General features: G+C 73.6%; 8 protein-coding genes and 1 pseudogene. 3 read left to right on the top strand and 6 right to left on the bottom strand.

Annotation, left to right across the window (positions count from 1 at the left end; translation table 11 throughout):
• From BZL64_RS33480 to BZL64_RS33470, 3 genes are all read right to left on the bottom strand, one after another.
• Positions 1-733, bottom strand: a 733-nt coding sequence (locus BZL64_RS33480; protein ID WP_143663381.1) for an ATP-binding protein, incomplete at its 3' end; no start/stop codon positions are given.
• Between the two features lie 35 nt (positions 734-768).
• On the bottom strand, positions 769-5,847 hold the full coding sequence (locus BZL64_RS33475) for a hypothetical protein (protein ID WP_086772860.1): 5,079 nt from the start codon (positions 5,845-5,847) through the stop codon (positions 769-771).
• Positions 5,844-6,698: a DUF4132 domain-containing protein gene (locus BZL64_RS33470; RefSeq protein ID WP_086772859.1), complete on the bottom strand. Its 855-nt coding sequence runs from the start codon at positions 6,696-6,698 to the stop codon at positions 5,844-5,846. Before BZL64_RS33470 ends, BZL64_RS33475 begins: the two co-directional genes overlap by 4 nt.
• 203 nt (positions 6,699-6,901) lie before the next feature.
• Here BZL64_RS33470 and BZL64_RS33465 point away from each other — a divergent pair, with 203 nt between their 5' ends.
• Positions 6,902-8,269 carry an alpha/beta fold hydrolase gene (locus tag BZL64_RS33465; RefSeq protein ID WP_086772858.1) on the top strand — a complete coding sequence of 456 codons (1,368 nt, stop codon included), beginning with the start codon at positions 6,902-6,904 and terminating at the stop codon, positions 8,267-8,269.
• A 52-nt stretch (positions 8,270-8,321) separates the two neighbouring features.
• Here BZL64_RS33465 and BZL64_RS33460 read toward each other — a convergent pair whose 3' ends face one another.
• The gene (locus BZL64_RS33460; protein ID WP_086772857.1) at positions 8,322-8,711 is read right to left on the bottom strand and encodes a cold-shock protein; all 390 of its coding nucleotides are present in this window, start codon (positions 8,709-8,711) and stop codon (positions 8,322-8,324) included.
• Positions 8,712-8,835: 124 nt separating this feature from the next.
• A complete protein-coding gene (locus BZL64_RS33455) occupies positions 8,836-9,231 on the bottom strand; it encodes a DUF5997 family protein (protein WP_086772856.1) in 396 nt (131 codons plus the stop codon).
• Positions 9,232-9,289: 58 nt separating this feature from the next.
• Here BZL64_RS33455 and BZL64_RS33450 point away from each other — a divergent pair, with 58 nt between their 5' ends.
• Positions 9,290-10,072, top strand: coding sequence for a LysR family substrate-binding domain-containing protein (locus BZL64_RS33450; protein ID WP_086772855.1), 783 nt, complete (start codon positions 9,290-9,292; stop codon positions 10,070-10,072).
• A gap of 39 nt (positions 10,073-10,111) precedes the next feature.
• On the opposite strand, the gene BZL64_RS33445 is transcribed toward BZL64_RS33450, so the two are convergent.
• On the bottom strand, positions 10,112-10,588 hold the full coding sequence (locus tag BZL64_RS33445; protein WP_086772854.1) for an Lrp/AsnC family transcriptional regulator: 477 nt from the start codon (positions 10,586-10,588) through the stop codon (positions 10,112-10,114).
• A gap of 270 nt (positions 10,589-10,858) precedes the next feature.
• On the opposite strand from BZL64_RS33445, the pseudogene BZL64_RS33440 reads away from it, so the two are divergent.
• A pseudogene (locus BZL64_RS33440) lies at positions 10,859-11,332 on the top strand (FUSC family protein); the annotation flags it as partial.

The raw sequence follows: 11,332 nt of genomic DNA, 5'->3' as shown, positions 1-11,332 counted from the left end.
CGAAGTTGAAGCGGCGCTTGAGGGCCGCGGACATCTCGGAGACGCCCTTGTCCCGCAGGTTGGCCGTGGCGATGAGGTTGAAACCGGGTGCCGCGTGCGCCAACGCGTCCTCCGAGCCGGCCAGTTCGGGTACGGCGATACGCCGCTCGGAGAGCAACGACACCAGCGAGTCCTGAACCTCGGGCAGACAGCGGGTGACCTCCTCGACCCGTGCGATACCGCCCCGGCGCATGGCGGTCAGCACCGGCGAGGGCACCAGCGCCTGCCGGCTCGGCCCCTGCGCCAGCAACAGGGCGTAGTTCCAGCCGTACTTGAGCTGGTCCTCCGTGGTACCGGCCGTGCCCTGCACGACCAGGCCGCTGGTGCCGCACACGGCGGCCGACAGCAGCTCCGACAGCATGGACTTGGCGGTACCCGGCTCGCCGACGAGCAGCAGGCCGCGCTCGCCCGCGAGGGTCACGACGCACCGCTCGACCAGGGCCCGGTCGCCCACGAACTTGCCCTCGATCACGAGCCGGCGCGGCACCCCGTCGGCCGCCTCGGCACCGTCGGGCAGCTTCAGGGCCCGCCCGTCGCTGCCCATGACGAACGTGACGACCGCGCGCGGGGTCAGCCGCCAGGCCGGCGGACGGGGCCCGTCGTCGTACGCGGCGAGGAAGGCCAGCTCGGCGGCGTGCAGATCCTCACGCGGGACGATCTGGCGGGCCGGGGCGGGGGACTGGGTGGTCGTCATCGGCGCGTGTTCTTCCAGGTACGGGGGGACGGTGGTCATCGGCGGCGGCCCTTGCGGGTGGCGCGGGTGGTGAGTTCCTCGTACGCCGGGGCGTCACCGGCGCGGACACGGTCCCACGCGCGCGTGAACAGCTCGGGCACGGGCACCAGAGGCACCGCGCGGGAGTGCCCGGGGACCGGGTAGAGGTGCTCCTTCCACACCTCGACCGGCAGCGCGGGCGCCTTGAGATCGAGCCAGCCGCACGGCAGGAAGAGGGTGCGCCCGGCGCGCGGCCGCTTGGCCTCCACGACCAGGTCCGTGGCCGTGAGTTCGGTACGGGCCTTCTTCATCCGGGCGGGCTTCCAGTCGGTCCAGCGGGCGCAGTTGCGGTCCGTCGGGTCGGGCAGGGCGAGCAACTGGAGATAGAGCACTGCCGCGTCCTCGCTCAGAGCGTGCGTCCCGGCGACCTCCGCCACCAGCTCCGGCACGGTGACGGCCGGGTCCTGGGCGTGACCGCCGGCCCCGTCGGACCGATCGGACTCCTGAGGGCCGATGCCGGCGGCGAGGGCACGGGCGAGGTCGTCGCCGAGGAGGGTCCGCAGCGCCCGCAGCCCGCTGCCGCGGCCCGGTCCCGCCAGCCCCTCGACGAGCCCGAACACGGTGTCGTCGGCTCCGGTCAGCCCGGCCGGGCGGACCAGGACCGCCTCCTGGTCCTGGTGCCAGGGCCGCAGCACCAGCGCTTCACCCAGGCGCGTCATCCCGTCCGCGTCGGTGCCGCCGGTGGCGGGCATGCCGTACGCCTTGCGCAGTCCGGGCGCGGTCGTGCCCTTCTCCGCCCAGCTGACGTCGAGATCGAGCAGCAGTCCCGGGTCGGTGAGCCGGCGGCGCACCGCGGCGAGCCCCTCGGGCAGGGCGGCGCGCAGCGGATGGCCGTACGGCAGGGTGTAGGCGAGTCCGGCCAGGGAGGCCACGGCGTTCGTCAGCTGGTAGCGGCTGGGCAGCGCCCGTCCGTCGTCGGGGACGAGGTCGCCGTTCTTGCCGGTCCGCTGGACGGTGGTGCGGCTGATCCAGGGCGTGCGGGCCGGGTTGAGCACGTCCTCGACCGAGCCGATGGACACCCCGGCGAGTTCGAGATCGGCGGCGATGTCCTCGGGGAGCCGGACGAATCCGCCGAACCGCTCCTCCCACACGCGTCCCGCGGCCGCCGTGTCCGGACCGGCGGTCCACAGGTCACCCGGGTTGTCGGGCAGCAGGGCGCCGACGAGGGCGGGTCCGTCGCCGAGTCGGAAGGAGGTCAGCATGCTGTCGCCGAAGGTCTTCTGGCGGGGCTTCAGCCCGATCGTCGCGAGCGCCTCCGTGGCCACCTCGTCCGGCTTGCCGGCCAGCAGCAGCGCCGACTGCACGGGACCGAGCGCGCCGCCGGTCGCGGCGGTGAGCGCGTCCGGCGCGTCCGGCTGCCAGGGGGCGGCGCCCTTGTCCCGGATCAGTTCGGTGACGGCGGTCAGCGCGGTCGCGGGGAACACCGCCGGGTGCGCGGTCTCCCGCTCCAGCATGAAGTGGGCGATCGCGCCGAACGCGCCGGACGGATCGTGGTCCAGAGCCAGCCAGTGCACGCGCCCGTTCGCCCGGTCCACCTGCTGGCAGCCGAGCACGACGACGGTACGGCCGTCACGGCGCAGCACCTGGCCGAGGCGCTCGTGCTTGTCCTGCGGCTCGCTCAGCACGATCTCCCGCAGCGCGGCGCCGTCGGCCGCGGCCAGCCGCCCGTCCGCGATCACTTCGAACAGCACCAGCAGGGCCTCCCGGTGCGCGTCGGACACGACCGGGGAGGCGGCGCGGTAGGCGAGTGGCCGCAGCACGTCGAGCACAGAGGGCCACAGCACCCCGATGGCCGGAACGGTGAACTCGTCGCTCCGCCAGCCCTCGGCGGCTCCTGTCGTGCGGGAGCGTTCGGGCAGCGGCCTGCCGTCGGCGGGCTTGCCGGACAGCACGTGGTTCACGGCGCGGATCTGTCGGACGGAGTTCCACACCTCCCCGCCGCCCCACCAGCCCTGCTGAAGGGTGAGGCCCGCGGTGGCCTCCCGCAGCGTCTTGTCGTCGGCGTGCCGGGGACTGTAGTCGAGGAACATGCCCGCGACGCGCTGCCGTTCCAGGGGCTTCATCTCCACCGGCGGGGCGACGAACGCGGCGGTCGACTCCGCGAGCCGCAGCACCGCCCGCACCAGGGCGGAGACCCCGGTGAGCAGGTGCGGCTCGGTGAGATCCGGCAGGCAACGGGAGACCGTCCCGCGCAGTACCTCGTCGGAGCTGGGAAGGGCAGGGGCACCGGGGGCGGGGTTTCCCGCCCCAGCGGGATTCCCCGCAACAGCAGAAGGAGCAGTAGCCGTCGTAGCCGCCTCGGCCGCCTTGGCCTCGGCCCACCGCACGGCATGCTCGGCGAGTGCCTCCGCCCCGGCGCGCAGCACCGTGGCAGCCTGCTCGTCGGTCAGCGCCCGCAGGACCGCGGACGCCGCCTCGTCCCGTGGCCGCATCGCGTGCCAGAAGTCGACCGGCGGGACGAGCCGGGTGCCGGCGGCGAACTGGCCGCCCCGCTCCAGCGGGGTGACGCGCCCGGACTCACCGGGCTCGGAGCCGGCCTGGGCCGTGTAGAAGGCGATCGCCCGGTGCAGGCTGACGACGACGGGTTCGGCCCCTCCGGGGAGCCGCAGCGCGCCGACGGGCACGCCCCGCGCGACGCCGTCGCGGCCCTTCGGCAGGGAGACCGTGCGTCCGTCCGGCGTGCCGACGGTGGTCCGGGCCTCGGCGCCCTCGCCCTCCTCGCGCACCCAGCGCCCGAGGACCGTGCCGTCCGTGCCGAACGGGCTCTGCTCCAGACCGGGCTGGAGCGGCAGCACCGCACAGTGCTGCTGGAGCAGGGTGGCGTCCTCGCGGACGCCCGTCTGCAGGAAGGCGGGCAGCGAGGCGCGCCCGTGCGTGCCGGTGGCGGGGTCGTATTCCAGCCACACGTGCTTGCGCCCCTGCCGCCCCTCACGCCAGTACGAGGTGCCGTCGCCGAGGATGCGCCGGCTCGGCGGCAGGACGGTGTCGCCGGTGTGCAGCGTGCGCCCGCCGGTGGCCCGGCCGCCTCCGGGAAGCGGGATCGACGGTTCGCCGACGTCGTTGGCGCCGTACCAGTGGGCGAGCTGTTCGCCGCCGAGGGAGAAGGTGTCAGCCGGGCGGGCCGACCAGTAGCCGAGCTGCTTGGCCCCCTCCCGCCATGTCACCAGCAGTTCGCCGTCGGTGAACCGGAACGACGGACGCTGCCAGCGGTCCAGGCCGTCGGGCAGCCGCAGATCGTGTTCGAGGAGGATGCCCTCGGGGCCGACGACGATCACCTTGTGCTTGCGGGCGAGGATCAGCGCGGGCCAGGCCTCCTCGACGCGCAGGTTGTCGTCGCGGTCGCGTTTGGTCTCGGCGTCCAGCCGGCCGAGCGCCTCTTCCAGAGCGGGCCAGCCCAGTTCGTCCGGGATACCGGCGCGCAGGGTGCGGGCGAGCAGCGGCGCGACCTCGTGCGCGGCGACCTTGGCGACGGCGGCAGGGCTGATCCGGTCCGCGACGGTGCGGAACGGGCGCAGCTTGTCCAGCGCCGCGTGCGCGGAGGGCAGACCGGCGGCGGCTGTCAGCTCCTCGGCCGCGTCGTCCAGCCACTCGCGCAGCACGTCGGCGAGGACGGGATGACCTGCCAGCCCCTCCAGCAACGGCGCGTCGGGCCGGTGGCCGCTGAGGGTGCCGACGGACACGTACAGCAGCCGGCGGTGGCGCGGGTCGGCCGCGACGGCCGTCAGTTCGCGCCGCCCCGGCGCGGTGTCCTTGAGCCACTGGCTCAGGGGGAGGAAGACGTTCTGGCCGGCGCCGGGCGGCGTCAGCGGCACGCCCTGCGCCAGGCACAGGTCGAGGAGGTCCAGGTCGGCTCCGGCGTGCCAGCGGCCGGTGAAGAGGTCCACGGGCCGGCCGTGCTCGCGCAGCCGCGAGGCCATCCGCTCGACGAGCGCCATGGTGGCCGGCGAACGGCCGCTGACCGAGGAACCGTGCTTGCGGTGCAGGGACCAGCGGCTGAGCCAGTCCGCCGCGTCGACCTCGGAGTCGGACTCTCCGGTGAGGAGCAGATCCGCGCCGCACTCGGTGAGGAGCGCCAGCCAGAACTCGTCGTCCTGCGTGGAGCGGCCCAGGCCGGACGGCATGATCTCCAGCAGCCGGGTCCGTACGGCGGGCTGCTGTTCGGCCAGCAGCACCAGCGTCGCCCGGTAGGTGTTCCAGAAGGACGCGGGCGCCCGGACCGCCGCCGGCGAGGCGATGAGGTCGGCGACCAGCGCGCACTCCTCGGCGGCCCGGTCCAGGCCCGCGGCCTTGATCAGCCCGCGCGCGTCCTGCGGCAGCGAGGCGTACGGCGGCATGCCGGCCGCGCACCGTTCCACCGTCAGCTGCCGGAACTGGGACCAGGCCTCGGCCGGGCTCAGGCGCGCCGCGAGGGCCTTGACATGCTCCTTGAGCGCCTTCACCGTCAGCGCCCCGGCGAACGCGAACTCCAGGAACACGGCCCGCTGCCGCTCCTCGTCCACGGCCAGCGCGTGCACCCGCTCGGCCTCGCGGGCCTTGCCGAAGAACGCGGCGGCGTACGTGGTGTTCTCGTGCTGGAGGAAGACGCGGGCGGCCTGCTCGTAGAAGGTGGGCAGGAAGTGCGGTACGGACCGGCCGAGCCGTCCGCCGAGCGCCTCGAAGCCCTCCTTGGCGGTGCCGGGGCGGGACTTGGCCTGCCGTGAGAGCCGCTCGACGTCCTTGACGAGGGCAAGCGCGTGGTGGCCGTTCGCCGGGTCGTTGACCAGCGCCCAGGCGGGGAAGCCGAGCGTCTCCCGGCGGACCTGTCCGACCTCCGGCGTCTCCGGCTCCCGGACCAGGCCGAGGAAGTCCAGGGCCAGATCCTCCGCCTCGCCGAGCGTGCCCGGCACCAGCCGCACGATCTTCCGCTCGTCCAGCGCGGGATGCGTGTAGGTGCGCACGGTGAGGAGGTCGGCGTCCTCGCGGACGGTGGTGCCCGGCGGCAGGACCGCGCCGGCCTCGAGCAGTGCCGCGGAAGTGGTCTCGTCGTACGTCGTCATGCCGCCTGCTCCTCGTCCTCGATGTCCCGCCCGGCGTACAGCGAGGCCGCCATGCGCATGCCCTCCGACCAGGCCACCGGCCCGACCTGACCGAGTTTCAGGGCCCGGCCGGCCGGGTCGGTGAAGGTCAGGGGACCGGTCTCGGTCTCCTCGTAGCCGTCGTAGTCGCCGATCCACACCCGGGCCTCGACGCCCCGGCCGTCCTCCAGGACGGAGCAGACGGCGTTCCCGCCGCGCACGCGGTAGCCGAGCTGGGCGGCCCTGCCGTGCAGGAAACGCAGCTCCTTGAAGGCGCCGCCCGCGTACTCCTCGACGGAGGTGCCCTCGGTGTCGAGCGCGGCGGGCCGCTGCCAGACCTCGCGGAACAGCTGCTGGGCGCGCTGCTCGACGCCGAGTTCGACGGCGAACTCCCGCAGGTCCTCCAGGTCTTCCAGGAGCACCGGGTGCGGGAGGCGGACCAGGCCGGGGGTGATGCGGACGGTGTCGCCGTCGAGGTCGACCAGGCCGAGGCCGCGCTCGGGGTCGGCGTCCCGCAGGAATCCGGCCACTTCGCCGTCCTCCCCGGTGACGACGAGGTCGCGCAGGGCGGTCTGCCACGCCGGGTCGGGCCAGACCCGCGCGAGGACGGCGAACGGCACCGGCAGGGAGCGCACCATCCAGCGCTCCACGTCGGTCAGGCACCGGTGTTCGTGCCGCTCCAGCCATTCGACCAGCTGACGCAGGCCCACCACGGCCGGATCGTCGGCGATCTTGGGCGGTACGGACTTCAACCGCCGCCCTGCCGCGTTGCGGCACACCACCTTGCCGTCGTCTAGGGCAACTTCGTAGTCGCCGGCCGACACCCACCCCATGTGTTGCCTCCCGCACCCGCACTGATCAAGTGACCGGAACTCTAGATCAGGCCACTGACAACGGGTCCTGACGGGAGGTGATGTGGACCTTGAAGTTGTGCACTATCTTGACGCTGGTAAGAAAACGGCCCTAGATTCGCCGCCGTCAGTGCACTGAGCATCCGCACGTTCACGCTCCACCCCCACCGACAGGAGCCGTCCTCATGCGCACCCGCCACCGCTCCCGCACCGCCCTCGCCGCCCTGGCTCTGACCATGTCCCTCATCCTCGCGGTCCCCGCCGCGCAGGCCGACACGCGGGCCGCCGCCCGGCTCACCGGCACCCTCGCCGACGGCGCCACCTGGATCGCCGACGTCCCCGACACCTGGAACGGCACCCTCCTCGTCTTCAGCCACGGCTTCGGCCCGACCAACGCCCGCAACGCCCCTTCCGAGGCCGTCCGCCTCGAACTCCTCGCCCAGGGCTATGCGTTGGCCGGTTCCTCCTACGACCCGAACGGCCCGTGGTGGGCGCTGGAGAGCGCCGCCCGCGACCAGTTCGCGACGATCGACGCGGTCACCGCGAAGATCGGCACGCCACGCCGTACCTTCGGCGTCGGCCAGTCCATGGGCGGCCTCGTCAACGCCCAGCTCGCCCGCGACGGCGCCGGCCGTATCGACGGCGCGCTCGGCCTGTGCGGACTGGTCGCGGGCGGCACCGACCTGGAGAACTACCAGCTGGACGCGGAGTACACGATCGCCCGCCTCCTGCTGCCTGAGGGCCAGGAGCCCCCGGAGCTGGTCGGCCTGGACACCATGGCCGAGGCCGCGGCCACCGCCGACACGCTCACCGCCGCCGTCACCGCCGCGCAGGCCACCGCCCAGGGCCGCGCCCGTATCGCCCTGGCCGCGGCCTTCCTCAACCTGCCCGCCTGGGCGCCGGGCGAGACCGCGCCCGCACCGACGGACTGGGCGGAGCAGCAGGAGCAGCAGTACGCCTGGTTCGCGCAGGGCATTCTCAGCTTCATCGAAACCGGCCGCCACCACATCGAGCGGTCCGTCGGCGGCAACAACTCCTGGAACCGCGGCGTCGACTACGCCCGTCTCCTCGCCGGCTCCACGCACGCCCCGCAGGTGCGCGCTCTGTACAAGTCGGCGGGCCTGGACCTCCGTAGCGACCTGGCGAAGCTCACCGCGGGCGCCTCGATCACCGCGGACCCGGAGGCCGTCCGCACCGCCGAGCGAACCTCGTCCGCCGGCCAGGGACTCGCCGTACCGCTGCTGAACGTGCACACCGTCGCCGACAACCTGGTGCCGGTCGAACAGGAGCGCCGCTTCGGCGAGCGGATCCGCGCGGCCGGGGACGGGGCGCTGCTGCGGCAGGCGTACGTCGAACGCGTCGGGCACTGCACCTTCACCACCGCGGAGACCGTCGCCGCGCTGCACGCGCTCGAACACCGGGTGGACACCGGCCGCTGGGACCAGGTCGCGACCCCGGCCGCCCTCCAGCGCGCGGCGACCGGCCTCGGCCTCGACGGCGCGGCGTACATCCCCTACCGTCCGGCACCGCTGACGGTGGGCCGCGACCGCTGACCGCGGCGGCAGGTGTGCGAGGCGTACCGGCCGGGGATCCCGGCCGGTGACGTCAGCCCTCGACCCAGCCGTGGTTCTTCGCGAACTGGGTCAGTGCGGAACGCACCTGGAGGATCTGCTCGGCGGTCAGCGAGGGCGCCGCCGTCAGCAGCGACTCGGTGACCTCACGGGAGAACTCCTCCGTGCTGAGCACGTCGCACAGGACGTCGTCGTCGGCCGCGAGCGGCTTGCCGTCCGCCCCGCGCGCGAGCCGTACCCCGGACGCCTTCGGACCGCGCTCGCCGTCCTCGACCTCGAACTCGACCACGAGGCCCCGGCGCACCTGCGACTCCGGCATCAGCATGTCGTTGACGTGCAGGAAGACATCCTCCCCGCCGTCGTCGGGCGTGATGAACCCGTAACCCCGCTGGCTGTCGAAGCGCACCACACGACCAGCAACCATCCCAACCCCCAACAACCTCGAAACACCCACGTCGGTGGACCTGAGCAGATCGTAGTCATCCCGAAGGCCCGTAGCGACCGTCACGGACGCGCCGGGCCCGGTCCGGTGCCGCGGGGGAGGCGGGTCAGGACTCGGCGTCGCCGGCCTTCTCGGCGTCGCGCTGCTTCAGACGCGCCGCCTCCTTGCGGACCTCGGCCTGGGTGGCGCGCTCCTTCTCCAGCCACGCGGGCCCGGCGTCCTTGATCTCCTGGATCTGCTCGCTGGTCAGCGCCTCCGTGACGCCGCCGCGCGCCAGTCCGGCGATGGACACGCCGAGCTTCGCCGCGACCACGGGACGGGGGTGCGGGCCGCTCTCCCGCAGGGCGCGCAGCCATTCCGGCGGGTTCGCCTGGAGCTCGTTCAGCTCGGCGCGCGTGACGACACCCTCCTGGAACTCGGCGGGGGTGGCGGGGAGGTACACACCCAGCTTCTTCGCCGCGGTCGCGGGCTTCATCGTCTGGGTGCTCTCGTGCGACTTCATGCTGTCCAGACTATCGGCCGCGGACCGGACCGCCGACCACAGCCGGTAGCCTGGCGGGATGACCGACTCGGCGGATTCCCCTTCGTTCCGGCTCGCGTACGTGCCCGGAGTGACCCCCGCCAAGTGGGCGCGGACCTGGCATGAGCGCCTGCCCGACGTGCCCCTCACGCTCCTCCAGGTGACGCCCGCCGAGGCCGCCGACGCGCTGCGCGAGGGCACCGCCGACGCGGCCTTCGTACGGCTCCCGGTGGACCGTACGGCGTTCAGCGCGATCCCCCTCTACACCGAGACGACCGTCGTCGTGGTCCCCAAGGACCACGTGATCACGGCGGCGGACGAGGTGACCCTCGACGACCTCGCCGACGAGGTGGTCGTGCACCCGCTGGACGACGTCCTCGGCTGGGAGAAGCTTCCGGGGGAGCCCGCCTTCGAGCGCCCGGAGACCACGGCCGACGCGATCGAGCTGGTCGCGGCGAACATCGGTGTCCTGGTCGTGCCCCAGTCGCTGGCCCGGCTGCACCACCGCCGCGACCTGACCTACCGGACCCTCGTGGACGCCCCGCAGTCCAGCATCGCCCTGTCCTGGCCGCAGGACGCCACGACCGACCTGGTCGAGGACTTCATCGGCATCGTCCGGGGCCGCACTGTGAACAGCACCCGCGGCCGAGTCCAGCAGCCGCCCGCCGAGCCGAAGGCCGAGCGCGCCAAGCCGAGGACCGGCGGCGGCGCCCCGCGCAAGGCCGGTTCGGGCGGGGCCTCACGGGGCCGCAGCGGCGGCGCCACGGGAGGCGGCCGACGCGGCACCGGCGGCAAGCCGGGCAAGCCCCGCCGCCGGTCGTAGGGCACCCCGCGCCCCGCGTTCATCGGAGAGTGGCCGCCGTCAGCCGCCCACCGTCCGGCCGATCGACTCCACCAGCGGCAACAGGCGGTAGGACACCCGCTCGCGCAGCGCGACCTCGGTGCGGGTGCGGACCACACCGGGAAGGCTGATCAGCTTCTGGATCACGTCCTCCAGGTGGGCGTTGTCCCGCGCCACGACCCGGGTGAGGAGATCGCCGCCGCCGGTGATCGAGAACACCTCGACGATTTCCGGTACGGCCGCCAGCGCGTCGCCCACGTCGTCGAGGTGGCCCTGGGTGACCTCGATGTGCACGAACGCGAGCACGGGGTGGCCCAGCGCGGCGGGGGAGAGCGACGGGCCGGTGCCGGTGATCACACCCTCGCGCTCCAGCCGGTCCAGGCGGGCCTGGAGCGTGCCGCGCGCCACGCCGAGGAGGCGCGCGTACTCCCGCACGCTGGTGCGGGGCTGCTCGAGCAGCAGTCGCAGGATGCGGGTGTCGAGTTCGTCGACGGCCATGGTGCCCGGACTCCTCCTGTTCTGGATGATCGCGGCCGACTGTACCAATGGCCCAGCCGGGCGCATTCCGGGCGGACCGCCCGTTCCTGGTCCGTTGGCCTTTCAACGGTCCGTCCGGGTCGCCATTCACTGGGCCATTGGACCAGTTAAATCAGACCCACTTGAGCCAGCGGTGGCATGGATGCTGTCATGGAGCCGTCGATGGCGCTGCGGATCCCGCGGCGCCTTTTTCATGCCGGTTTTCATGGGTGACCGATGGGGGCGCAAGCAGTGCTGAAGAGGGTGTTCGTGGCTCCGGATCCGGGGCGGGTACGGCTGCGCTTCGCCGCGCGGGCCGTCCTCGGTATCGGCCTGGCCGTCGTGGTCTCGGGCCTCGCCGGACACTCTCTGGCCGGTGCGGTCACCGGCGGGCTCGCCGCGCTGCTCGCGCTCTTCACCGTCACCGACCCCACCGTGCGCGGCCAGCTGGTCACCACCGCGCTGCTGCCCGCTGCCGGCCTGCCCGTGCTGGCCGCCGCGGCCCTGCTGCACGACGCCCCCGTGGCGCGCGACCTGACCTTCCTGGCCGTCACCGGCGCGGGCGTGTACGCGCGCCGGTGGGGGCCGCGCGGGCACAGCCTGGGCGTGTTCGCGTTCATGATGTTCTTCGTCGCCCAGTTCCTGCACGCGACCGGTGGACGGCTTCCCGAGCTGGCCGCCGCCGTCAGGACGGACAGCACGACGGCGGCGGCCAGCTCGGGAAGC

The organism is Streptomyces bobili (assembly GCF_002154575.1).
Taxonomy (GTDB): domain Bacteria; phylum Actinomycetota; class Actinomycetes; order Streptomycetales; family Streptomycetaceae; genus Streptomyces; species Streptomyces bobili.
This window is presented reverse-complemented; position numbering and strand designations above follow the sequence as displayed.